This window comes from Bifidobacterium sp. LH_512 (genome assembly GCF_056356435.1).
On sequence record NZ_JBKEUE010000003.1, the window covers coordinates 169201 to 194626 of the forward strand.

A 25426-nucleotide genomic window follows, 5' to 3' on the forward strand; every position below is an offset into this window, starting at 1 on the left:
CCGACACGCGCTCATTTCTCTAAGCCAGCCGCGCAACGCACTTGCCAACGAACACCACGACCAACGACAATGTGCATAACGAGAGATAAGGAGACATGCATGCCGAATATCGACCTGCCCGCCGCCATCACAGCGACCGTCGTCGCAGCATTGCTGACTTGGGGGATTTTGCGATTCTTCTTCGCGCCGAGGAAAAGCACTGCCGGGAAAATGGCCGGCGGCATGCAAACCGCCACGATCACCGTCAAAGGCGGATATTCGCCTGCAGTCATCGAGATGCGCGCCGGCATCCCGATCACATTGACATTCGACCGGCAGGAAAGCGGCGAATGCACATCGCACGTTATATTCGGCGACCTCGGACTGGACGCGATGCTGCCGGGCAACACCGCCACCGAAGTGAAATTGCCGGCGTTGGCCGCGGGCGACTATCCCTTCGCATGCGGTATGAATATGGTGCACGGATTGCTGCGCGTCACCGCTGGCGACAATAACGACACAGGCAGCGCGAAGGCTGCAGACAACTCAGGGATTCCGTCATGCTGTACGACGGAAACGGACAACGGACAGCAAACAAAGACCTCACAGTCGCCCCACGCACGCAGCGATTCACCTGCGAACGTGGGAATTCCGTCATGCTGTACGGCGCCGACTATTGATATCCCAGCAGATTTGAAGACTGGTGCGACTGCCGCCGGCAACGCCACCGCCACGGACGACGCACTGGCCGCCGAGCAGCGCGAATCCGCTGAACGCATCAAGGAAATCAAGCATTTGAAGCGTCTGATCATTATCAGCGCAGTGCTCACATTGCCGGTGTTCGCGCCCATGATGCTGGCGATGATCAACCGCAATCTTGTGCCGCATTGGCTGATGAATCCGTGGCTGCAAGCCGTACTGATCACGCCGGTGATGTTTTATTGCGGCGAGCCGGTGCATCGCGTCGGATGGCCGGCCCTCGCACACCGCGTCCCCGATATGAATTCGCTAGTCGCGCTCGGCACTACTGCCGCCTACCTATATAGCTTGGTTGTGTGCGTCGCCTCGCCGCTGCTGCCGGAAGGCACACGCGAACCGTATTTCGAGTCGGTCGGCACGGTGATCACGCTTGTGCTGGTCGGCCGTCTGTTAGAAACCAAGGCGCGCGAAGGCACTGGTCAGGCTATTCAGAGTCTGATCCGTCTGCGCCCACGCATTGCACACCGATACGATGGCACCGGATTCGAACAGGGCACTGTGACGCAAACTTCACAAACCGATATTGTCGACCAGCAAGCAACCCACGCGTCCCAGACCGCCCGCACATGGCTCAACCCCGCCCACTTAGCCGATGTCGACATCAACAAAATCACCCCCGGCGACCTGATAACCGTGCGAGCCGGCGAGCGCATCCCCACGGATGGCGTCCTCGTCGACGGTGAAGCCACCGTGGATGAATCCATGATCACCGGCGAATCCAAGCCAGTCCTCAAATCCATCTACACACACGGAAATCCAACACCCAAAGAGAACACAACAAGCAATAATTCACCAGAAAACACAACAGCCGCCACTGCAACCGCCAACACCACCCCCGCTGCACTCCAGCACCTCACCGGCGCGACGGTAGTGCTTACAGGGAACCTCCTCATGCGTGCCACGCAGGTCGGCGGCAACACGGTTCTTGCGCAAATCGTGGCGATGGTGTCGCGCGCGCAAGCCACCAAAGCGCCGGTACAACGCCTCGCCGACCGTATCGCCCGTATTTTCGTGCCCGCGGTAATCATCGTCGCCATCTGGACCTTCGCGATCTGGCTCATTCTCGGCGCCTCAGCAGGCACACAAAACGACGTCGCCGCGACCCTTCCGCACGCGCTCGTCACCGCGGTCAGCGTCCTGATCATCGCCTGCCCGTGCGCTCTCGGTCTGGCCACGCCGCTTTCGGTGACCGCCGCCAGCGGCCTCGGCGCCACAAACGGCGTGCTCGTAACGTCGGCGAAGGCACTCGAACAGGCGCGCAACATCCGCACGGTCGTCTTCGACAAAACCGGAACGATCACGCGCGGCATCATCGACGCGGACACCACACTCGAGCACCCCAGCTACGAGCATGACACCATCAAAGACGGTTCACGCGAAGCGATCGCAGCCCTGCGCAAGGCCGGCATTCGCACGGTGATGCTTTCCGGCGACAAAGCCGAAGTCGCCACCGATATCGCCCGCCAGGTCGGCATCGACACGGTAATCGCGCAGGTGCGCCCGGACGGCAAGGCCTACTGGATCAAACGCCTGCAGGAGGAGCGCGACAACGCAACCAGCCTCACCCTTACGACCGCGGCAACCATCGGCACCGCAGGAACCACCGTCAAGGCCGGCACGGCACCCAACACCACCAGTGCTACGCCCACAGCTGCAGTCTCCGCCAATGAGCGAGCCAACGCCACCGCAACAAGATCCGCCACCAACGCCGTAACCGCAACGACACCCCACCGCCCCGGCCTTATCGCAATGGTCGGCGACGGCATTAACGACGCTCCGGCTTTGGCGCAGGCCGATTTGGGCATTGCGATCGGCACCGGCACGGATGTCGCGATGCAGTCCGCCGATGTGACGCTGATGAGCGGCGATCTGCGGGGCGTGGTGCGCCTGATGAACCTGTCGCACATGACAGTGCGTAATATTCGTGAGAATCTGGCATGGGCGTTCGGATACAACATCATTGGCATTCCGATTGCCGCAGGCGTGCTGTACCCGTTCACCGGCTGGCTGTTGAGCCCCATGATTGCGGGCCTGGCGATGGCGCTGTCATCGACTTGTCTGGTGTTGAATGCGAACCGTTTGAACAGGGTGAAGCTTGCGGATGATCATGTGATGACGCGCAATTTTGACGTCCGTTCCGTTACGGGCACCGTCGATAAAGCTAACGAGCCAACGGTTATTGTTGATGAGCGCACTTCGATGCCTCATTTGCAAAGCGGCGCGGATGATTGTACGGACGGCCGGGCAACAGACGCCAGCCCTCATAACACCTCGCATAGTAAGGAGAACACAATGCATATGATGAAGCAGGCCGATCCGAATGCCGCCGAAACCGCCATCGATCCGGTGTGCAGCATGACGGTTGCCGTTAACGACGAGGCAATCAGCCGCGAGCTCGACGGCAAAACCTACTACTTCTGCGCCGAACGCTGCGCCGAGAACTTCATGAAGGCCCCGCAAATCTTCCTTTCATGATTCAAAAACCATAAACGCAACAAAACATGCACGGGCTCTTGCAAAATAGCCGAACGGTTCACAAACCGCTCTTTCACTCCGCAAGAGCCCGATTTTTTTTGCTCCAGCATCAACTTTTCTGTTCAGTGGGTGCTTTTTTGCTTCAGTGGGTGCTCATTCTGAGGGATAAAGGGCATTTTGTGGTCAAAATCCTCTTTTGAAGTACCCACTGAAGCGAAAAAGCACCCACTGAATTCCGCCTGCGGGATTCCGAAAGCTTCCCACTGTGCACCTATAGCAGGATTATCCACATTCCAACGGCCTAAAATCGTTGACATTTCAACCTTTTCTGAGTAGTCCACAATTTTCAAGGCAGGCAATCCACATAAGCCGCGTTCTCGCTATCGTCGGAATATGAGCGACATTAACGGATTCTATACCATTACACAGGCCCAGGAACTTGCTCGGCGAACCCAGATGGAGTGTCGAAGAGTCACGTCCCGTTCAAAACGACTTCTGGTGTTTAGTCACACCACCGCCCTTCGTCTGGCAGGTCTCACACTCCAGCTTGACACCACCCTGCCGAACGACAAACTCCATATCACCGTTGGCAGCGACACGGCGAAATCAAAACTCCAAGGCGTTCAAGAGCACGTATGGCGACAGGAAATGACCTACTCAGCCGCCCCCGACGAGCTGGTGATGGCGGTCACTCCTCAACAGGCAATCTGTCAAATGGCCCCTTTCACCACGCAGGACTCATTAACCATTGCCATGGATTTTCTCACCTGCCATAATGATTCGCTACGCCAGCTCACACATCAGGAACTCAGCGATTACATATACGGCCTTTCTCGATTCACCGGATCAATACGCTGCAAAGCGGCTTTGGCTCGTAGTGTTGAGGGCACGGATTCACCGCAAGAGTCATTGCTTCGCCTGAAATTTGTAGACCGGAATCTGCCTTGCCCGAAGGTGAATCATCCTATTGAAGATATTGAAGAACAACGCGTTTGGCTGGTAGATATGGCTTACCCGGACGAACACGTCGCAGTGGAATATGACGGTGAATACCACTATGACAAACAGCGTTGGAACGCCGATTTGCATAAGCGCAACCGCTTGCAACATTTAGGCTGGCACGTACTGGTGGCAACAAAAATCGACTTGGCAACCGCGCAAGCCGCTGACGAATTTGTATCAATGGTCGCTCGCGCGTTGGGGCAGAGTCGCCGTCATATTCTCATTTACGGGCACGCTTGACATTTGGAAAAGCGACGCTGATGAGCAATCAACGTCGCTTTTCCAAGGCGGTTTCAGGTAGAAACTGTTAATCCTCGCTGATGTTGTCGACACGGACGCCGCCGTCAGCCGAAGTCGAACCCGAGCCGTCGCCGTCAACGACCGACAGTTCCAGATGCTCGCCGCCGGTCTGGTCCACGCACACGGTATCTCCGTCATGCACGCGGCCGGCCAACAGCATGCGGGCCAGCTGGTCGCCGACTTCGGTCTGCACGAGTCGACGCAACGGGCGAGCACCATATGCCGGGTCGTAACCGGTGTCGGCCAGCCATTCGCGAGCCGAGGCCGTCACATCCAGCTTGATGCGGCGTTCGCCCAGCCGTCCGGCGACCTGTGCGACCTGAATGTCCACGATGCCGCCAAGTTCCTCGCGCGTCAACGGATGGAACATCACGATCTCGTCAAGTCGGTTGAGGAATTCCGGCTTGAACTGCATGTGCACGGCGTCCATGACGGCCTTGCGCTTGCCTTCCGCGTCCATGTCGGGGTTGACGAGGAACTGCGAGCCGAGGTTCGACGTCATGATGAGGATTGTGTTCTTGAAGTCCACGGTCCTACCTTGCCCGTCGGTCAGACGCCCGTCGTCAAGCACCTGCAGCAGCACGTCGAACACTTCCGGATGCGCCTTCTCGACCTCATCGAACAACACCACCGAATACGGCCTACGCCGCACAGCCTCAGTCAACTGGCCGCCTTCCTCATAGCCGATATAGCCCGGAGCCGCGCCAATCAGTCGCGATACGGAAGCCTTCTCCATGTATTCGCTCATGTCGATACGCACCATGGCGCGCTCGTCGTCGAAAAGGAAGTCGGCGAGCGCTTTCGCCAGCTCGGTTTTGCCGACGCCGGTGGGGCCGAGGAACAGGAACGATCCGGTCGGCCTGTTCGGATCGGAGATGCCGGCACGCGAGCGCCGCACAGCATCCGATACCGCCGCGATCGCCTCTTTCTGCCCGATGACGCGCTTGCCGAGGTACTCCTCCATGTGCAGCAGTTTTTCGTTTTCGCCCTGCATGAGTCGTCCGACCGGGATGCCGGTCCATTCGGAGACGATGCCGGCTACGGAGTCGGCGTCCACGTGGTCGGGGACCATCGGCTCGTTCGCCGCGTCGGCAGTTCCAGTCGTTTCGGAGGCGGCCGCGGCTTCCGCTGCCGCCAATTCCTTTTGAATCGCCGGAATTTCGCCGTACAGTATGCGGCTTGCCTTTTCCAGGTCGCCTTCACGCGTTGCTTTGTCGGCTTCTACATGCTTGGCATCGAGTTGCGCACGCAGGTCGCCGACTTTGTTATGCCCGGCCTGCTCGGCGTCCCAGCGCGCCTTGAGCCCGCTGAGTTGTTCGCGAGTGTTGGCGAGGTCGGCCTGCAGTTTTTCGAGCCGTTCGCGCGAGGCGGCGTCTTCGGCTTTGCGTAGCTGCATTTCCTCCATTTCAAGTCGGGTGACTTTGCGCTGCAGCTCGTCGATTTCCTCGGGGCTGGAGTCCAGTTCCATGCGCAGATGCGCGGCCGCTTCGTCGACCAGGTCGATGGCCTTGTCTGGCAACTGGCGTCCGGAGATGTAGCGGTTCGACAGTGTTGCCGCCGCCACGAGCGCGTCGTCGCCGATGGTGACCTTGTGATGTGCTTCGTAACGCTGCTTCAGGCCGCGCAGGATCGCGATGGTGTCTTCCACGCTTGGCTCGCCGACATACACTTGCTGGAATCGACGTTCCAATGCCGGATCTTTTTCAACGTTTTCGCGATATTCGTCCAGCGTGGTCGCGCCGATCAGTCGCAGTTCGCCGCGTGCCAGCATGGGCTTGAGCATGTTGCCCGCATCCATGGAGCCTTCGGCTGCGCCCGCACCGACGATGGTGTGGATTTCGTCGATGAATGTGATGATCTGCCCGTCGGATTTCTTGATTTCCTCCAATACGGCCTTCAGGCGTTCCTCGAATTCGCCGCGGTATTTGGACCCGGCGACCATGGAGCCCAGGTCGAGGCTGATGAGTCGCTTGTTCTGCAGCGTGCTGGGCACGTCGCCGGCGACGATGCGCTGTGCGAGGCCTTCGACGACTGCGGTCTTTCCGACGCCCGGCTCGCCGATCAGGACAGGGTTGTTCTTGGTGCGGCGGCTCAGAATCTGGATGACGCGGCGGATTTCCTGGTCACGTCCGATGACGGGGTCGAGTTTGCCGTCTTTTGCGGCTGCGGTCAGGTCGGTGGAGTACTTTTCGAGCGCCTTGTACGAACCTTCCGCGTCGGGGCTGGTGACCTTCGCGCCGCCTCGAACGCCGGGCACGGCCTTACGCAGTGCTTCGGCGGCGACACCGTTCCTATTGAAGATGTCCGCGCTCTGGTTCGGCGCGCTTGCGACAATGCCGATGAGCAGATGCTCAGTCGATACATATTCGTCGCCCATGTCGCGCATTTCCTTTTCGGCTTGTGCGATGGCGGTGTTGAGCTGCCTGCTGGCCTGGGGTTGCGCGGTGCTGGAGCCGCTTGCGGACGGCAGCGCGACGAGAGCATTGCGTACGGCGGCGCCAATGGCTTGCGGATTGCCTCCCGCGGCTTGGATAAGCGCAGTGACGACGCCTTGCTGTTGACGCAGCAGCGCGTCGACGACGTGCAGTGTTTCGATTTGAGCATTGCCTGCTGCGGATGCGCTTTGGATGGCGTCGGCGATTGCTTCCTGCGCCATGGTGGTGAATTTCTGTTCCATATCTTCCTCCGTCGGATGACGCCGCGGCCGCTGATGCGATCTGTGACGGCGTGATTCGTTGTCTGATATGGTCAACCGACTTGCACCACGCTCTATTCCCAAAACTTGAGCGAATCTGACTCAAGTTTGAAAAAAGCCGGTGTTTCACATGAAACACCGGCGAACACCACAAGGCAACAAGCACACAAGGAGACACATCCAGGAGGGGACTGGCGCAAGACGATACGCCCGCCAACGCCATGATGTAAACCGAAGTCGCCGGCAGCGCCACCAACCCCAGCGCGACGACGCCAGGACATCATCACCATGCCGCAGCCAGCAGCGCCGGCAATACGGCAAGAGCCTCCAACGACGCAATCGGAAACGTCAGCCGCGCACGACCACGTTGCGCAGCGATCCGATGCCCTCCACGCGCACTACAGCCTCATCACCCGACTGCAATTGGCCGGAAGCATTCGGGGTGCCCGTCAGAATCACATCGCCCGGCAACAGCGTCGCAAACGACGAGATTGCCGCAATCTGCTCCGGAATGCCGTGGATCAAGTTCGCGGTCGTACCGCTTGCGGCCTCCACGTCCGAACCGTTCAGAGTGAAGGAGATCTTCGCGTCGCGCCAATCCAAGTCGTCGCGCGTCACGATCCACGGGCCGAGCGGGCAGGACGTGTCGAAGCCCTTGGCCCGAGTCCAGGCCGGATCGAAGCCCTGCACGTCACGCAGCGTCACGTCGTTGACACAGGTGAATCCAAGCACATAGTCCATGGCCTTCTCCACCGGCACGTTCTTGGCGATGCGCCCCATGACGACGGCCACCTCCGGCTCGAAGTTCATGTCGTTGGAGCAGGGCGGGATCACGATCGGATCATCCGGGCCGATCACCGACGTGGACGGCTTCATGAAGATGACCATGTCCTCCGGCGCGTGCGCGATGTCGGAATGGCCGGTCTCATGCATGAACTGCGCATGCGCCTCATAGTTCTTCGCCAATCCGTACACCTTGGACGGAATCACCGGGGACAGCAGACGAATGCCATCGCCGTCGAGCGGATAGCGCTCACCAGTCGGCGTGACCTGCGAACCGAGCAGCGGATGCCCGTCGAGGGCCACGAGATAGTCGCGCCCGTCGTTTTCGTCGGCCTGCACGAACGCGTATTGCGGAATATCATTGTGGGAAAAACGTGCGATTCTCATGCGTCCAGTGTACCCGTCCCGCGCCCGCCACACAGATTGCGCGCATGCGGACTGTCCGATGCCTCACATGACGCCGAACAATATGCCGGCACGCAACCTACTTGAACGCGCGTTCGCCGAAGATTCCCGTGCCGACACGTACGATGGTCGCGCCTTCCGCGATGGCAAGCGCCATGTCGCCGGTCATGCCCATGGAAAGCTCCGTACATTGCGCGGCGCCGGGCGCTCCGGACGCAAGAATCCGGTCACGCAGTCCACGCAGATGCGAGAAGCCTGCGCGGATGACGCGTTCATCATCGACATGCGCCCCGATGGTCATGAGCCCCTGCAACGCAATGCCGTCGAGCGTCGCGACGGCATGGGCGAGATCGATGGCCTCCGCCGGATCGCAGCCTGATTTGGATTCCTCGCCGGATTCGTTGACTTCCAAAAGCACGCCGACGGTGACGCCCCGCGAGACCGCACGTCGGGCGATGCGTTCGGCGCTTTGCAGCGAGTCGACGGATTCGATGGTGCTGACATATGGCAGAATCTTGCCGATTTTATTGGCCTGCAATTGCCCGATCAGATGGAGGGGGATGCATTCCCCACTTACATCGGACGATGCGCTTTCTCCGACACCCAGCCGATACCCGCGGGCAGCGCATTGGCGCAGCAGCCCTTCTGCTTTTGCCGTCACTTCTTGCGGTCGATTCTCGCCAATCATGCGCACACCAGCATCGATGGCGGCCATGATCTCACCGACATCACGCGTTTTGGTGGCGGCCAGCAACTGCACGCTTCCTTCTGCTCGCCCGGCTGCGGCTTCCGCTTCGCGAATGGCGTCAAGCACGTGATGCACGCCGTCCGCGATGCTCCGTGCCCGCTGTGGCGTGATGGTTTCGTTGGCCAAATCCTTCTGATCCATGTATGCGATCATGCCGTTTTCACCTGTCATTCCGTCCTCGTTTCCTGCCGTATCGCACCAACCACGCACGCCCCATTCTAGCTACGCTCCAACCAATGTACGATTGTATACGCACACCATCAGCAGCGCCGGCAACCCCTCCCGCTTGAGGCAACAGCGCCATTCGCCACACACTGTCGGCACGGTCACCATGCGGCTGCCGCTGCCATATAACATGTCATCCACATCCCCGCCACAAGTGTGTGAAGAACACCGATTAGCAACACTCCCAGACCGACGCCAATGCTCCTCACATCGACGGTCAAGACAATGCCCGTCGTGAAGTCTTCCTCCGAGGAGGAATCGTCCGCAAAAAGTTTCCGACGTGATCCACAGCACGCCCGTCATCATCACAGCAATGAACGCTGCACCATACGTCTATGTGCAGCACTATACGCATGAGACCGACGCACGCCTCGCATACGCTGTCACTCCTGTGTTTTCTTCGTGCCGGAATCCTGATATCGCATGTGTCTTGCACACGCGCAAGATACATCAGCGGAATAAGCCGAAAGAAAAATCTACAGTAACGCACACAAATAAGCCCCCTCACCCCAATGCAATCAGTCACCAACGTTCAAGATTCCACGATTTTCAACATTCTACGATTGTGCGAATTGTGTCGCGACACGGTCACTCCCCTCGGACGAAATCCTCGCCCAGTCCATCAACGGCAGCAGATCCTGCGGCATGCAAGCGACCGGTTCATCAACCAAACGCAGCAGCCACGCGCAATATCCGACAATCTCCTGCGCAGAAACGCCATCCTCCCGTATCCGCCCCATATCCAATGAATTCAAACGCTTCGCCATGCGCCTGCCATCCTGCGCATCGACCAGCGGAAGATGCGCGAATTCGAGCGACGATGCAGCTTGCGACCGCATATTCTCAGACGATGGCATCCCCCAAGACCGCGCTCCCAATGGCAATTCGTCCAACGACAACACGTCCGGCTGCGAATCGTCCGCCGTCGACGTATCCGACGACGGCATATCCGACAGCAACCTACGAATCCACAACTGGATCGCCGTCGAACGCAGCAGGTCACGCCCACGCACGATCTGCGTCACGCCCATCGCCATATCATCCACCGTCACCGCAAGCTGATAGGCGAACAGACCATCCGAACGGCGAATCACCACATCGCCCAAATCATGCGACAAAGAGAACGACTGCGGGCCGAAAACCGCATCATCAAACCGGATCACATCACGCGGATCCGACGCATCCTCCGGCACTCGGACACGCCATGAATGACGAGCGCCCTCCGCAACGCGCGCCTCTCGCTCCGAGACCGCCAAACGACGGCAGGTTCCCGGGTAAATCAGGAATCCGTCGCCTTCATTCGGCGCGGACGCGGCGCGAATATCAGCACGCGAGCAGAAGCACGGATATGCATTCCCCTGCTCAATCAAATGCTGCAACGCCGTCTCATACAAATCCAGACGCTGCGACTGGTACACCGGCTCGCCGTTCCAATCCAAACCCAGCCATTGCAGATCGTCCATGATCCATCGGTCGGCGTCCTTCACCACGCGCGGGCCGTCAATGTCTTCAATGCGCAGCAGGATGCGGCCGTCCTCATGCGAGCGTGCACCCAGCCAAGCCGCGAGCGCCGCATACACATTGCCGATGTGCATACGTCCCGTCGGCGAAGGGGCGAAACGGCCGACGACTGGTTGTTGCTGGCTGCTGTCAGCCAGCCCTCGCCCTGCAGGAGGCCGCTTTGCGGAGGAATCATCAAACTGTGCACACATACAGCGCATTAAAACATACAGGCTTCTCAACCCCACGCAGATTCGCAGCCCCGGGAGATTTCATGCCCCATCCCGACCGGCCATACGAACCACAATCTCCTTGCCGCGGGAAACAGACCCAGCCGACCGCCGGATTCGACCGACCGTACGAACCGCAATCTCCTTGGGAAAATATGAAACGAGGAATTTCGTGGCATGCAAAAACGGCCTGGGCTGGGATGCCACAGGCCGTTGCATGCAAGTTTGCGATAGGATGCCGGACGCGCTCAGGCGACGACGAACAGGATGTTATACAGCCAAGCGCCAACGATCGCGCCGCAGATCGGGGCGACAACCGGAATCCACGCTTCGTTCCAGCGGGAGGAGCCCTTCGACGGAATCGGCAGCAGCTGGTGCAACAGACGCGGCATCAGATCGCGGGCCGGGTTCAGGCCAGGGCCGGTCGGACCGCCCAGCGAGGTGACCAGGCCCCACACGACGAAGCCGACCACGATGGACGCTGCGGCCGGGTTGGTCTCGCCCCACGGCAGGGTCAGGCAGCACAGGGCGCACAGCACCAGCATCAGCGTGCCGAAGAATTCGTTGATGAAATAGTTCAGGCGGGAGCCGTAGGCGTCGGACGTGCTGAACGTGCCGAAAATAGCGTCGGCGTCTTCAGTGGCCTTGTAATGCGGGTAGTAGGTGGCGAAAACAATCAGCTGTCCCGCGGCAGCGCCCAGCAGCTGGGCGATGATGTATGGGGCGACCAGCGACCAGTCGAACATGCCGTTGATGGCCTGAGCCAGCGTCATCGCCGGGTTGATGTGTGCGCCGGAAACGCCGCCGAACATCAGCACCGGGAACATGACGCCGAAACCGTAGCCCATGGCGATGGTCTGCCAACCGGAGTGATGGCCCTTCGTGTTCTTCAATTCGACGTTGGCGACGGCGCCGTTGCCGAAGATCATCAGGACGGCGGTGCCGACGAATTCCGCGGCAAGCTTGGCGAAAAGTGAGTATTCCACTGAATATCCTTCGTGATTTCTTCTCTATGAGTCCCATCGGGATGCGATTTCGATTGTAGCGAATATCCTGCCAAATAGAGTGTTGTCATGACACCCAGTCTTTGTCAACACACGGCAACCGTAGTGACGACGATGCGGGTTGGTGGAAAACGGTGCATGTGGAGGGGGGGGCAACGCGAACTGCGGAGAAACGGTACAGGTTAGAGGAAAACGAAAACCGGCTCGCAATATTTTGCGAACCGGTTTCTGCCTGTGCCCCCTCAGGGACTCGAACCCTGGACACGCTGATTAAGAGTCAGCTGCTCTAACCAACTGAGCTAAAGGGGCGTTGGTCATCTGTTGTCTTCACGGCAACCCGCCAAGCAACAGAATGTAAATATACTCATTTTTGAAGCGAACGCAACCAACGGCGTGTCGCCTTTATTTTCAACGGTTTTCAAAATCGCAATTTTCTAAGATCCAGCATTCCAATCGCCGATAATCATCAAAAAAACACTCTCCATCGGCGTGTCGCAGACCCTCCCATCCACCCCGTCTGCTGTAGCTACAACTAAAAACACATCTACGAACGATGCGCGTAATCCCGGCAAAAGCGACCGAAGCAAGCCGAAAACCGGTCAAACCAGCTGACAAACACCATCCACATCAACAGAAGTGACCGGCGGCGGTAACAAAAAAACGCTTCCCACCTGACCTGGGTCAGGCAGGAAGCGTATGTGCTTAAGCTCAGACGTATTTCAGCCTGAAAACAGGCGTGCGCCGCGCCGCAGCACGAGCACGACGCCGGGTCCGGTCTTACTCAGCCACGACCTTCACGGTGAAGGAAGCGGAGATTTCCGGGTGCAGAGCCACGGTTGCCGGGAATTCGCCGGTGGTCTTGATGGTCTCAACGGAGATGGCCTTCGGATCCACAGCAGCCTTGTCGGCCAGAGCGGAAGCGATGGCTTCGGCGGAGATGCCGCCGAACAGCTTGCCGGACTCGGAGACCTTGGCAGCGATTTCCACGACGGAGCCTTCGATGGCGCCCTTGGCGGCGACGGCATCCTCGCGGGTGGCGACGGCCTTTGCCAGGCGAGCGCGACGCATGGCTTCGATCTGAGCGGCAGCGCCCTTGGTCCACGCGAAGGCCATGCCCTGCGGAATCAGGAAGTTGCGGGCATAGCCGCGCTTGACAGTGACGACGTCACCCGGATGACCCAGGTTGGCGACAGTCTTGGTGAGAATAACCTTGGTATCAGCCATTTCGATATCCTCCTCGATCAGCGGCCGGAAGTGGCGTACGGCAGCAGAGCCATTTCACGGGCGTTCTTGATTGCCTTTGCGATTTCGCGCTGTTCCTGCACGGACACGCCGGTGATACGACGGGAACGGATCTTGCCGCGATCGGAGATGAACTTGCGCAGCAGAGCGACGTCCTTGTAATCGATCTCGGTGACCTTAGCGGTCTTCAGCGGATTCGGCTTCTTCTTAAACGGCTTGACCGGCGGCTGCGGCCTCTTGCGTGACATCTTGATGTTCTCCTTATAAAAACTGATTGTTCGTTGCAGTAACGCTCATTCGACTGGAATTCGATTGGAATTCAACCATGCGATTACCCAACCGAAACGCGATTGACAGGAAGGCTTAGAATTCCGGCTCTTCGGAGCTTCCGCCGAATTCGGAGGAGCCGAAGCTGCCGAAGCTTGATCCCGCGGATTCCGAAGAACTCCACGGATCGACGCCTTGGCCTGCGGGCGCGGCCGGGGCTGCGGAGGCGGCGGATGCGCCGCCCGTATAGCCAGCCCCGCCGGAGTATCCGGCACCGCCGGAATATCCGCCATTGCCACCGAAACCATTGTTTCCGCCAAAGCCAGCGTTGCCGCCGGAGAATCCTCCGCTGCGGGAACCGCCAGCGAAGCCGGAACCGGTGACTTTGGTCACCTGCGCGGTGGCGTTGCTCAGGGCCGGGCCCATATCGTCAATCAACAATTCCATTGCGCCACGTGCGTCCGGCTGATTCGGCATCGGACGTCCTTCGCGTATGCGGCCCTGCACGATTACGCGCATGCCTTTTGCAAGACTTTGGCTGATGTGCTGGGCGAGGTCGCCGAAAGCAACGCCACCGATCGCCATATGATCGCCGTCTTCCCATTCGCCGGTCTGGCGATTGCGCTGACGAGACGAAGCAATGATGAACACGCGAACATACGCGTTGCCATTGGCGGAAGTGCGAAGCTCGGGATCGGTTCCGAGGTTGCCGATGATGGTGACTGTTGGCACTGCCATGACGCTACCTTCTTATCTTCGTGACGCTTACCAGTTTATTCGCTTGAAGCTTTCGTTTTCCGGCCTGTCGGCCTTTGGATCCAGTTTCAAGCATTGAATGAGCGTTTTCAAAAACGATTTACTTGGCGTCCTTACGAAGGATCTTCGTACGGATCACGGATTCGTTGAGGTTCAGCACACGGTCGAGTTCGTCGCTCGTGGCCGGTTCGGCGGAATAGTTGACGACAACATAGTTGCCTTCGGTCTTTCCGGCGATCTCATAGGCGAGCTTACGACGGCCCCAGATGTCGATGTTTTCGACGGCACCGCCTTCCTTGGTGACGATCTCCAGATACTGCTCGGTCAGCTTCTTCAGACCGCGCTCATCCAGCTCAGGATCGGCAATGAACATCAGTTCGTACTTATGCGCAGACATCACCCACCTCCTTCGGACTATCGGCCACGGACCTTCCGTGGCAGGAGTGTGTATGCGTACTGCCTGCAGACATGCTGCAGACAACCTTGCCAGAATAGCCCAGAGGGCGGACGGCGCCGGGTTCTGCCGCGGCGCGTTTTCGAAACGGCCGCAAGGCTGAATGCGGGCACAGTCACAGGCATGATCACAGGTCCGTCTGCGGCGATCGCGCACCGTTCACATGCACCACATGAGGTGTCAGTAATACCGTCGAACCAGCCTGTGAAAAGTTACAATCAAAGGAAGAGAGGAGCGCAGAAAGGAAGTCATCATGTTATGCCCACAATGCGGTTCGCCAGTCAGAGACGGCGCAAAATTCTGTAGCTCGTGCGGCGTGGCGCTCTCATCGGCCGCACCTCCGCTGGTTGAAGCGCAAGCAACAGCACCGCAGGCCATAACGCCTCCGCAAGCTGCAACGCCGCCAGCGGAAACGCAACCGATCACAACTCAACCAATCGAAACACAGTCGGCGACGATGCCGACACAGCGGATTCCCGTGGAGCAGGCAACGACGCCCATCCCAACGGAATCCCCCATCCATGCGATCCCCGTCGAACAGCCTGCCGCCAAGCCGTCTGCGGAGCAGCCCGTAAAGCACTCCACGGAACAGGCATCGAAACCGATTCCCGTCGACAATCCGATACAGCCAGCCCCGGCAGGACAGGCCACCCCACCGGACGTCGCTACACCGCCACAAGCCGCCGAGCAAGCAATCCCGCCACAAGGTGCCCCGCAGGCAGCTGCACAGCCGCAACCGGCAACCACATCCATTCCACCACAGGCAACCGCGCAAGCCTCCCAGCAAATCCTGCAAGCCACTGCACGACAGCTCACCGCTCCGGCCACGCTGCAAACCGCGTGCGTCGCACTGGGCATTGGCCTGGCGGCTGCGCTCGTCATCAGCCTGCTGTCCGCGATTATTCTCACCGCCTCCCTCAGCTCCGCAGGCGGTTCCGCGCTCAGCGACCTCGGTGGCACGGGAGTCTCGCTCGACGACATGCTTGGCTCGCTGTCCGGCTCTGTTTCCGGCCCGAATTTCTTCCAAATGCTGATATTCATGATGGCAGTCGGCGTCGGCGGCACGTTCACGTTGGATGCGTCCGCGGGCGGCCTGTCGCTCGGGTCGGCGCTTGACATGTCCTTCACGTTCCCGGTTACGCTTTCCGGCCTCGCCCTGTGCGCCGGCGCTGCGTTCGGCGCATACATGTTCGCTCGCAAAAACGCGATTCCCTTCAAGTGGCTGGGCGTGGCGAGCGCAATCGCGACCGGCCTTGCAACAGGGCTGGTCTACATCATCATCAGCACGATTTTCCCGCTTTCCATGTCGGCTTCCCTGCTGGGCAGTTCGATGAAAGCGAGCTTGAGCGGCGCGACGTTCCGCACGTTCTTCATGGCGTTCCTACTGGCCATGCTTGGCACTATTGCCGGTTACGCGCTGGCCCAGTACGCGCCGGACTCCTCCAACGTTTTCCTTGCGGCGTGGACTTGGATGCATCGCGCACGTGGATTCGCGCGCACACTTGCCGAGGCGACGCTGATGTATAGCGTCGTCTTCACTGCGCTGGCGGTAATCACACTGCTGGCCAGCGCCATCGCCAACAGCTCCGATGTACTCGTATTGCTGCCGTTCGCGTTCCCGCTGCTGCCGATCATGCTGTTTACGATCAGTTCGTTCGGCTCGATCGCATTCAGTACGTCGGCCCAGCGGGCCAGCTACGTGTGGGCGTTCGGCGATACGTTCGCCGGCAAACAGTGGCTGAGCGTCATTCTGGTACTGATTTTCCTGACTACAACGTTGTACATCGCATTGCGCACCGCCGCCCGCAATATGTATGACCGTCATTACGCAGATTGGAAGCATTCTTGGAAGCTCCCGATTGCAACCTCTGTGATTTGGCTGGTTTCCACGTATCTTGTGGCCGGGTTCTCGCTTTCGGAGTCGTCCAGCGCAACGGTATCGCTGGCTCCGGCGGCCTGGTGTTTCCTGATCGCCGGCGGGTGGGCGTTTGCGATCGAAGCCGTCGCGTTGACATTCGGACCTTCTTTGGTAACGTCGCTGGCCTCGCTGTGGCGCATATTCGCCGGCGGCACTGTGCAGATGACACCGCAGAATGTGATTGACTACGTTACCGCTTGCGAGCAGAAGACGACTACGCAGGATACTGCGATGGTTGGTGACGCTGCGATCGCTGGCGACACTGCGATGACCGGCGCTGCTGCGACGGCGGCCCCGCCTACCGACGGCGTCGCCGCTGTCGCTGCCGCGACGACCACGCCGCCGGCAGCATCGCCGGCAATACCGGTCTCCCCCGCAGCCCAAGCGACGCCGGCAACGCCAATCACACAGACCGCCCCAATCGCGCCACCCAATCCGACCGCACCGATTCCCCCAGTCGCACAACCACGCAAACCGATGACCGCCAAGCAAAAAGGCATCCTCATCGCCATCGGCGTCGTCATCGTGCTGGCGGTCGCCGCCGGCATCGCCTACAAGGCGCTGAACGCCACCGTATTCAATCCGCAGCACATCGCCGAAAGCTATCTGACGGCAATCGATGAAGGCAGATACAGCGAAGCGAATCGCATTGCCGACCCGCAAGTCAGTACAAAACAGCAGGCGCTGCTCGTCGACAAAGTCGGCGCCGCCGAGAATGCGACCATCTCCAATGCGCGCATCGTCTCCATCGACGACGCCGCCGACGGTTCCAAAACCGTCAACGTCACCTACACCATCGGCGGCAACACCGTCAACGACACCTTCAGCATCGCGCGCGCCGGCACGCAATACCTGCTGTTCCCGCAATGGTCCATCATCACGCCGATGCTGAAGGAACTGCCCGTCAGCGGATCGTCCATCATCACTAGCGTGAACATCAACGGCGTGGACGTGACGGCCGACAACGCCACCAACGTCGACTACGAGGCGACCTTCAAGGTGTACCCCGGCACGTACACCATCACCGCGTCGGAATCCAAATATTTCAGCAGCAACACCGTCACCGTCAACACGCTTGACGGCGGCTACGCATACTTGGAAGCCGAAGCGACCAGTACACTGACCGAGGAACTCCAATCCGCGATCGACAGTAAACTGCAGGAATGCGTGGCATCGACCTCCACGGAACCGGACGGCTGCCCGTTCAGCCTGTACGCCTACAACGAGGAGCGCTACCGCAATGTCAAGTGGACGCTCGTGCAAGTCCCGACCGTCGACTACGTCTACCTCGAATCCGGCATGTTCTCCACTGACTACGACGGTGAAGTCGACGTGACCTACGAATACCAGGGATGGGATGGCGAGTGGGATCCGGAGGAAGACAGCGACACGTTCTCCATGAGCGGGTCGCTCACCATTGACGGAGACAGCCTGACCGTCACCGTCGACGAATATTAACGCCGTGCGACAGACCGGTCTCCTCCCAATCAGCGGCGACGCAACCCACGAAGCGCCGCCGCTGACTTTCTGCCTGCGGCCCGCGTGCCTATACACGGACGTTGTTATATTGGAATACGGCTATTTTTCACGTGATATTCAACTTGGGAAGGCATCGTATGTCTGCGATTCTCGAAGGCACCCCAGATAAACGCCTGGCATTGGTCACCGGCCGCGCATACCCGGAACAGGCCGAAGAAACGGCCAAATATCTAGGCACTACCGTGCTGGAGACAACCGCATATGATTTCGCGAACGGCGAGATGTACATCCGTTTCACCGAACCGGTGCGCGGCGCCGACGTGTTCGTCATGCAGGCACACACGCAGCCAATCAACAAATGGCTGATGGAACAGCTCATCATGGTCGACGCATTGAAGCGCGCCTCCGCACGTTCCATCACCGTGGTCGCTCCGTTCATGGGCTATTCGCGTCAGGACAAGAAGCATCAGGGCCGCGAGCCAATCACCGCCCGCCTGATTTTCGACCTGTTCCGCACAGCCGGCGCCAACCGCATTATGACCGTCGACCTGCATGCCGCACAGGAGCAGGGCTTCTTCAACGGCCCGGTCGACCATCTGACCGCAATGCCTGTACTGCTGGACTATGTGCGCGGCCGTCTGCCGTTGGAAAACACTACTGTCGTTTCCCCCGACGCCGGACGTATCAAGGTTTCCGAACAGTGGGCCGCGAAGCTTGGCGGCCTGCCGCTGGCGTTTATTCATAAGAGCCGTGACATCACTCGCCCGAATCATGCCGAAGCCCACGGCATCATCGGCGAAGTCGAAGGCCGAGACTGCGTGGTGGTCGACGATATGATCGACACCGCCGGTACGATTTGTGAAGCCGTTCGCACGTTAACCAATGCCGGCGCAAAGTCGGTGACATTGGTCGCCACGCACGGTCTGCTTTCCGGACCGGCTGTCGAGCGCTTGAAGGATTGCGGCGCCCGTGAAATCGTGTTGATGGACACCGTGCCGGTGCCGGAGGAAAAGCGCCTGCCGAATATGACCGTGCTTTCCGCCGCGCCTCTGCTGGCTGCTGGCATCCGATCCGTGTTCGAATCTGGATCGGTTTCCACGCTGCTTAACGGTCTGCCGGAAGACATGCGTCCCCGCAATATTTATGCGTGATCATCGTGAGACACATGCTGATCATGCCGATTACTCCAATTTAACGTGAATTGCCTCCTGTCTCCTCATTGAAGAGGCGGGAGGCAATTCGTTTCAGGGTGCGTCCTCTTCAATTCGTTTCAAAAACGTTATATTTTCGACGCTATCTCGCGATTGTGTGTACCTAGGCTGAGTAGACCCGGCTTCCGGCTATTGGAATTTCAAGGAAAACACTAGGACGAATATGCCAGCAACAACAGAAGGGTACACACAATCGTGAGATAGTGTTCAAAACATGCAGAACTTATGCGGTACGCATGCAGAGCACACGACATATGCGATACCGCAGCGCATTTGCGGTGCCGGCCGCCGTTACGGCACGTTCGCGGCACGCGTGCAGAGCACGCACATAGAACACATGCCCTAAACCATCTTTCTGCAAGCTGCGGCCAAAGAAAAAAGACATGTTCCGTACAGAGCATTCCAAATACAACACTGCCTGGCGAACCGTCGTGACGGTTCGCCAGGCAGTAATTCGCCAAGGAGCGCCTTGCCAAACAGCAATGGCATTTGCCCCATTATCGAATTTATTAGGCTTATTGGATTTACTTTGCGAACGCCTCGCGAATCTGTGCCGCGGTGCCGTACGACGCCTGGGCCCCGTATCCCGTGGCCGCATACGCGGATACATACGACGCCAACTGCGCGGATTCATACAGCGACAATCCGGAGGCAAGGCCCGCCAGCACGGTTCCCATGAAGGAATCTCCGCAACCCGTCGTGTCAACGGCGTTCACATGCACGGGGTGTACGCGCTGAATTGACTCGTCAACAGTGCTGTCAAGCACCATCGATCCATCGCCGCCCAATGTGACGACCGCCTGCTCGAATCCGAATTCGCGCATCTTTTCCAGCGCGAAATGCCAGTCGAAGGAATCCCAATCGTCATCTTCAGGCTCGGCGATACCCAGCAATTGAACCATTTCATGCTCATTCACCAGCAATACGTCGGATGCTTCCACCAATTCACGAGGCAGCACCGGCGTGAACGGTGAATTATTGAGCAGCACTTTCACACCGGCATCGTGGCAGAGACGAGCGCATGCGGTCACTGTTTCGATCGGGCTTTCCAGGCACAGGCCCAGCACGGAGGAAGCGGTCAGGACGTCGCGCACGGATTCGATGTAATCAACGGTGACCTGCGCGTTGGAACCAGGTGAATAGACGATGGTGTTTTCACCGGACGCATCGACCGTGATCACCGTCGTGCCGCTGGGACCGAGCACGCGGCGAATATGCGACGTGTTCACGCCAGCTTCGCCGAGTTTGGCGAGAAGGAATTCCGCATTGGCGTCGGATCCGACCGCGCCGAACATGTGCACGGTGGCGCCGATACGGGCTGCAGCTGCGGCCTGGTTGCCGGATTTGCCGCCCGGCAGCACCTGCAGCGGACCGCCGGTGATGGTTTCGCCCGGTCCGGGCAGACGTTCGGCGGTGACCGTATAGTCGGCGTTCATTGATCCGACCACGCAGACCGTGCCGTGAATGCGGTTGAGCAGGGCAAGAGTCTCAGCTGCGCTCATAATGACATCCTTTCTTTGTAGTGAGGAATGGAGAATACAGGAATGATGTGGCGGTCGTGAAATAATTCAAGGCTGCTCAATATCAAAGATTCTGTTGTTGTGCAGATTTCTTATTGATGAAATCTCGATATTGCGAATCATAAAATATTACGAACTCCGCATTATTACGAATTCCTTGCCGCGGAGGATTCCTTGATGTTAGGGATACTGAGGACCGTTACTGGGAATCCTCCACGACTGCCGCACTGTTCACGACTGCCACATAAGACTGCGACTACTCCTGTCCGGCGTAGATCTTGCGGTTGAATACCAGGAAGACCACGAGGCCGAGCGCGATGACGCCAGCGCCGATCAGCAGCAGGTTGGCGTAACCGGCGGAGGCTCCGACCGCGCCGGTGAGGCTGGAACCGGCGAGCGCCTGAGAGCTCATCAGACCGCCGAAGATGGCGATGCCGATGGAGGCGGTGACGTTCATGGCAAGATCGTTCATGCCGACGCCACGTCCGGATTCATCCTGCGGCAACGTGTCCAGCACGGTGGAGACGACCGGCGAGTACATCAGACCGCAGCCGGCGTAAAACAGGCATGCACACAGCGTGAGCACGAGGAAGCCCGCGTCGATGGCGAACGCCGCGCCGAGGAAGCCCGCCAGCATCAGGCAGCTCGCGATGATGATGCCCGCCTTACGGCCGATCTTGCCGATAATCGCGCCGGAGCTGGTGCCGACGATGGCGGCCGCGACGAAGGCCCACACCACATAGGTGGAGACCTGGGAGGTGGTCATGCCGTACACGCTGCCGCCGATGGCATTGTAGATCGGGGAGATGCAGTAGTTGGTGAAGTAGAACACGAGGATGAGGCTGATGGCCATGATCCAGCGGGTGTTCTTGAAGAAGGCCGGCGTGATGAACGGGTTTTCGGCCTTGTTGATGTAGACGCCGAAGACGACGAACAGCACCAGGGCGACGATCAGCAGCCACCATGTCATGTAGGAGAAGAACAGGGTGAGGAAGGCGACCGCGACGCCGAAGATGGCGAAGCCGATGCCGTCGACCTTCTGACCGTTGCCGCTACGGCTGGGCAGCAGCTTGAGCAGGGCCGGAAGGAACAGGATGGTGATGGACGGAATCAGGAACAGGTACTGCCATGCGATGGAGCTGAGCATGCCGGCGGCGAATACGCCGATGGACGCGGACAGCTGGTAGCCTGCGGTGAACAGGCCGAAGAAGATGACCTTAAGCTCTTTCTTCAGGTACTTGGTGGCGATGACGAGGTAGACGGAACCTGCGACCTGCTCGCCTGCGGTCTGCAGGACGCGGGCGATGATGACGGTCCACAGGTTGGCGCTGAAGAACATGTTGGCGACGAATCCGAAGATCGAGCCGACGAACAAGGTGACGAGGCCGATGACGACGAGTCGCTTCACCGATACGAAGTCGCCGAGCGAGCCGTAGATGAAGCAGACGATGCCGAGCACGATGCTGGGCAGTGCGGTGATCAGCGATGCCTGCGCCGGGGCGCCGACATCTTCGCCGACCTGGGTGAAGACCAGGTTGAACCCCTGCAGGCACAGAGTGCCCAGAATGAAGGTGATGAGCAGCAGGATCAGGGCTCTTACGGCCATCTTGTTGCTGGTCTCCGGATCATCGAACGGATCCGTGACGGTTGTTGCGGTGGTGTTCATGATGTCTCGTCCTTTCATGCCGCGCTGCGGGCCAGTCCGGTGATTCGGGTCATGAATTCGTCAAGGAAGCGGGGCACGTCCACGCCCAGTGCGACCTTCATGGTCTTGATAGGGTCGTTGAGACGTTCCACGTCTCCGATGGTGCGGCCGCGGGTCGGGCCTTCGACATCGACCTGCATGTTGATAGGCAGTGTGGTGACAAGCGTCGGGTCCACGGCCACACCGACCGCAAGCGGATCGTGCAGTCCACAGCCGCCCAGATGGGGTGCGGTGGTCTCGTAGGCCTTGATGTAGTAGTCGGTCATGTCGGCGAGGAAGGTGCCGGCGGTGGTGCCTAGGTCACGCCACTGCTTGGTTTCCTTGTAGGTGAGCAGCGTCTGCAGGGTCACGTCGAGGCCGACCATCGTGGCATGTGCGCCGGAGCGGAACAGCAGGTCAGCCGCATCGGGATCCTGAGAGATGTTGGCTTCGGTCCATGCGTTGACGTTGCCGTGGACGGTCAACGCACCTCCCATCAGCACGATGTTGCCGATTTCGTTCTTGATTTCAGGTGCTTTGTCAAGAGCTGCGGCGATATTGGTCATCGGGCCGGTCGGCACGTAGACCAGATCTTCGCCATACGTCTTCGCGGCGTCGATGATGAAGTCGACCGCGGATTCGGTTTCCGGATCGCGTGACGAATCCGGAATGTCGACGTCGCCGATGCCGTTGTCGCCGTGGATGAATTTGGAGATCTCCAGCACAGTGAAGGAATCCGCCTTGCGCGCATGCGGAAGACCTTTGTAGACCTTCACCTCCGGATGACCGAGCAAATCGGTGATGGCGAGCGCATTGCGCACGCCCTGTTCAAGCAAGACGTTACCGTAAGTGCCGGTGATGCCGATCAGTTCCGCTTCAGGGCTGCCAAGCGCATACGAAATGGCAAGCGCGTCGTCCACGCCGGTATCCAGATCAAGAATCAGTTTTTTCATAGGGTATGCCTTTCCTCATTGATGGCCACGCCGTGTTATCCGTCACGGTCTCGTTATTCCGCTGGTCGACACGCAATAACTTGTGACGATATAATTATGATAAATATTAAGTTTTTCCATCGATAAAACGTTTTATCAACAATAAAAAATAATGATAAAACGTTAAATTATAACTGTCAAAACATTGCAATCAACGGCGTGTCCATATCAACGTCGTTCATAATAACATAATTCCTGTGCGATACCGTGCTTATATGTGCGATACTGTACCGCGATCAATTAGTTTTGGCTTCAACATGACAGTCGAGGCGTCGGTAAGCCACGGCCGCCCTTCAGCATGCTGCTCGTGAATGCGCGCAAGCAGCATATCCCAACTGTTTTCAGCAAGTTCATCGATATTCTGTTCGACAGTGGTCACAGCGGCGCCCATGCCGAAACGTTCGATGATATTGTCATATCCGATCAACGACATATCCTGCGGAGCCGACAGCCCCCGCTCATGCATGCGCTGCAGGAAACCGGCAGCCATCAAATCGTTGCCGCAGAACACGGCGGTCGCGCCGCGATCGATCAATGTATCCGCAGCGGCATACCCACTGCCAAAACGGTAATCGCCGGCGATCGCAAGATCCTGAGAAAAGGGAACACCCGCGTGCTCAAGTGTTTCGATGAAACCCTGACGCCGGCGATTCGCATTACCGGCGCGCGCGTCTCCGGAGACGCAGCCGATACGCGTATGGCCCGCCTGCAACAAGCATTCGGCGGCAAGCTTACCGCCCAGACGATTGTCAAAGCCCACGCCGTCGCACCAGCCGGTCGACACCAGACGATCGATAAGCGTCACCGGGCATGCGACTTTGGCGACGTCATCCCGCAAAGCCAGCTCTTCACGATACGATTCACGCGCCGCGATAAGGAACATGCCATCGACGCCACGTGATGCCAAACGACGGATCAGCTCATGCTCCGTTGCTCTCGTATCGTCGGAGTTGGCGATGATCAGCGAATAGCCGGCCTCTTTGGCGCAATATTCCAGACTTCTGGCCAAAGAGGCGAAAAACAGATTTTCGATATCGGGAACGATCAGCGCAATCAGCATGGAACGACGTGTAACCAGGCTGCGGGCGCTCTGGTTCGGCACATAATTCAGTTCGGCCGCGACTTTGGCAATGAGCCTGCGCTTCTCTTCGGATACACGAGCAGGACGCCCGTTCAGCACCAAGGACACCGCGGTCACGGACACTCCGGCCGCAGCCGCGACATCCTTCAACGTGGTTCTGTAAGCCATCGGTATCCCCCTATATCTGTGTCTGTATGATACCGGTGTTGGGATACAAGCATCGCGATTGGGTCCGTCCGTGTTTGTTCCGCCCCGGCTCGCGGCGTCAGCCCTCGGGTCGGTGGCGGCGGCCGACTGGCGATAAAAAAGGAGGCCCCGTGGCGTGAGCCACGGGGCCTCCCCCTAACGATGAATGCGGCGGCGTGCTACTCTCCCACACCCTCCCGGGTGCAGTACCATCGCCGTGCCAGGTCTTAGCTTCCGGGTTCGGAATGGGACCGGGCGTCTCCCCTGGGCCAAGGCCACCGCAAAACCTTCACGAACACACCCCCGCAAAAAAAAAGGGGGCATGGCATGGACCGTGACGGTCCGGGAACCGGACAATGGACGCGAAAAAACAATCGTTCCGTGAAACGCAATGCTCCCTGCCGACCATGGAACCAGCCATGCCGACACAGGCACCCACCCCGAAAGGCGGGCCTCAAGGACAAGAAGAATAATGTTGCCGTTCGTCCGTTAGTACCGGTCGGCTCCACCCCTCGCGGGGCTTCCACCTCC

General features: G+C 59.0%; 18 protein-coding genes, 1 tRNA gene, 1 rRNA gene and 1 pseudogene. 5 read left to right on the forward strand and 16 right to left on the reverse strand.

The features are described 5' to 3' along the window. The first annotated feature begins 99 nt into the window (after positions 1 to 99). A complete protein-coding gene (locus AC1AWD_RS07550; RefSeq protein ID WP_476565231.1) occupies positions 100 to 3213 on the forward strand; it encodes a P-type ATPase actuator domain-containing protein in 3114 nt (1037 codons plus the stop codon). A gap of 122 nt (positions 3214 to 3335) precedes the next feature. On the opposite strand, the gene AC1AWD_RS07555 is transcribed toward AC1AWD_RS07550, so the two are convergent. Beyond that, positions 3336 to 3563 carry a hypothetical protein gene (locus AC1AWD_RS07555; protein WP_476565233.1) on the reverse strand — a complete coding sequence of 76 codons (228 nt, stop codon included), beginning with the start codon at positions 3561 to 3563 and terminating at the stop codon, positions 3336 to 3338. Between the two features lie 43 nt (positions 3564 to 3606). Between AC1AWD_RS07555 and AC1AWD_RS07560 the strand changes: the two genes are divergently transcribed. Next, positions 3607 to 4455: an endonuclease domain-containing protein gene (locus AC1AWD_RS07560; protein WP_476565235.1), complete on the forward strand. Its 849-nt coding sequence runs from the start codon at positions 3607 to 3609 to the stop codon at positions 4453 to 4455. Between the two features lie 67 nt (positions 4456 to 4522). Here the strand turns inward: AC1AWD_RS07560 and clpB are convergent, their stop codons facing one another. From clpB to rpsF, 10 genes are all read right to left on the reverse strand, one after another. After that, positions 4523 to 7192 (reverse strand): ATP-dependent chaperone ClpB, encoded by a 2670-nt coding sequence (gene clpB / locus AC1AWD_RS07565; protein ID WP_476565237.1) that lies wholly within the window; start codon positions 7190 to 7192, stop codon positions 4523 to 4525. 366 nt (positions 7193 to 7558) lie between these two features. Further along, complete coding sequence (locus tag AC1AWD_RS07570; protein ID WP_476565239.1) at positions 7559 to 8380, reverse strand: fumarylacetoacetate hydrolase family protein; 822 nt, start codon at positions 8378 to 8380, stop codon at positions 7559 to 7561. A gap of 97 nt (positions 8381 to 8477) precedes the next feature. Further along, positions 8478 to 9299 (reverse strand): YggS family pyridoxal phosphate-dependent enzyme, encoded by an 822-nt coding sequence (locus tag AC1AWD_RS07575; protein ID WP_476565273.1) that lies wholly within the window; start codon positions 9297 to 9299, stop codon positions 8478 to 8480. Positions 9300 to 9928: 629 nt separating this feature from the next. After that, positions 9929 to 11083 carry a glutamyl-Q tRNA(Asp) synthetase gene (locus tag AC1AWD_RS07580; protein ID WP_476565241.1) on the reverse strand — a complete coding sequence of 385 codons (1155 nt, stop codon included), beginning with the start codon at positions 11081 to 11083 and terminating at the stop codon, positions 9929 to 9931. 266 nt (positions 11084 to 11349) lie between these two features. Beyond that, positions 11350 to 12087: an MIP/aquaporin family protein gene (locus AC1AWD_RS07585; protein WP_476565243.1), complete on the reverse strand. Its 738-nt coding sequence runs from the start codon at positions 12085 to 12087 to the stop codon at positions 11350 to 11352. 253 nt (positions 12088 to 12340) lie between these two features. After that, a tRNA-Lys gene (locus AC1AWD_RS07590) sits at positions 12341 to 12414 on the reverse strand. A gap of 468 nt (positions 12415 to 12882) precedes the next feature. After that, positions 12883 to 13329 carry a 50S ribosomal protein L9 gene (gene rplI, locus AC1AWD_RS07595; RefSeq protein WP_476565245.1) on the reverse strand — a complete coding sequence of 149 codons (447 nt, stop codon included), beginning with the start codon at positions 13327 to 13329 and terminating at the stop codon, positions 12883 to 12885. Positions 13330 to 13346: 17 nt separating this feature from the next. Then, positions 13347 to 13595, reverse strand: coding sequence for a 30S ribosomal protein S18 (gene rpsR / locus AC1AWD_RS07600; RefSeq protein ID WP_476565247.1), 249 nt, complete (start codon positions 13593 to 13595; stop codon positions 13347 to 13349). Positions 13596 to 13710: 115 nt separating this feature from the next. After that, on the reverse strand, positions 13711 to 14352 hold the full coding sequence (ssb, locus tag AC1AWD_RS07605; RefSeq protein ID WP_476565248.1) for a single-stranded DNA-binding protein: 642 nt from the start codon (positions 14350 to 14352) through the stop codon (positions 13711 to 13713). Positions 14353 to 14470: 118 nt separating this feature from the next. Further along, a complete protein-coding gene (gene rpsF, locus AC1AWD_RS07610) occupies positions 14471 to 14767 on the reverse strand; it encodes a 30S ribosomal protein S6 (RefSeq protein ID WP_476509335.1) in 297 nt (98 codons plus the stop codon). 310 nt (positions 14768 to 15077) lie between these two features. Between rpsF and AC1AWD_RS07615 the strand changes: the two are divergent. The 3 genes and pseudogenes from AC1AWD_RS07615 to AC1AWD_RS07625 all read left to right on the forward strand — a co-directional run. Beyond that, positions 15078 to 15140, forward strand: a pseudogene (locus AC1AWD_RS07615) (zinc-ribbon domain-containing protein); the annotation flags it as partial. 141 nt (positions 15141 to 15281) lie between these two features. Then, the gene (locus AC1AWD_RS07620) at positions 15282 to 18200 is read left to right on the forward strand and encodes a zinc ribbon domain-containing protein (RefSeq protein ID WP_476565279.1); all 2919 of its coding nucleotides are present in this window, start codon (positions 15282 to 15284) and stop codon (positions 18198 to 18200) included. Between the two features lie 158 nt (positions 18201 to 18358). After that, a complete protein-coding gene (locus AC1AWD_RS07625) occupies positions 18359 to 19372 on the forward strand; it encodes a ribose-phosphate diphosphokinase (RefSeq protein WP_476565250.1) in 1014 nt (337 codons plus the stop codon). Between the two features lie 584 nt (positions 19373 to 19956). Here the strand turns inward: AC1AWD_RS07625 and AC1AWD_RS07630 are convergent. From AC1AWD_RS07630 to rrf, 5 genes are all read right to left on the reverse strand, one after another. Beyond that, positions 19957 to 20934, reverse strand: coding sequence for a ribokinase (locus tag AC1AWD_RS07630; RefSeq protein ID WP_476565252.1), 978 nt, complete (start codon positions 20932 to 20934; stop codon positions 19957 to 19959). 274 nt (positions 20935 to 21208) lie between these two features. Further along, on the reverse strand, positions 21209 to 22621 hold the full coding sequence (locus tag AC1AWD_RS07635) for an MFS transporter (protein WP_476565275.1): 1413 nt from the start codon (positions 22619 to 22621) through the stop codon (positions 21209 to 21211). An 11-nt stretch (positions 22622 to 22632) separates the two neighbouring features. Continuing rightward, positions 22633 to 23589: a nucleoside hydrolase gene (locus tag AC1AWD_RS07640; RefSeq protein WP_476565254.1), complete on the reverse strand. Its 957-nt coding sequence runs from the start codon at positions 23587 to 23589 to the stop codon at positions 22633 to 22635. Between the two features lie 250 nt (positions 23590 to 23839). Continuing rightward, positions 23840 to 24877 carry a LacI family DNA-binding transcriptional regulator gene (locus tag AC1AWD_RS07645; protein ID WP_476565256.1) on the reverse strand — a complete coding sequence of 346 codons (1038 nt, stop codon included), beginning with the start codon at positions 24875 to 24877 and terminating at the stop codon, positions 23840 to 23842. Between the two features lie 184 nt (positions 24878 to 25061). Then, a 5S ribosomal RNA gene (gene rrf, locus AC1AWD_RS07650) occupies positions 25062 to 25178 on the reverse strand. Positions 25179 to 25426: the final 248 nt, after the last annotated feature.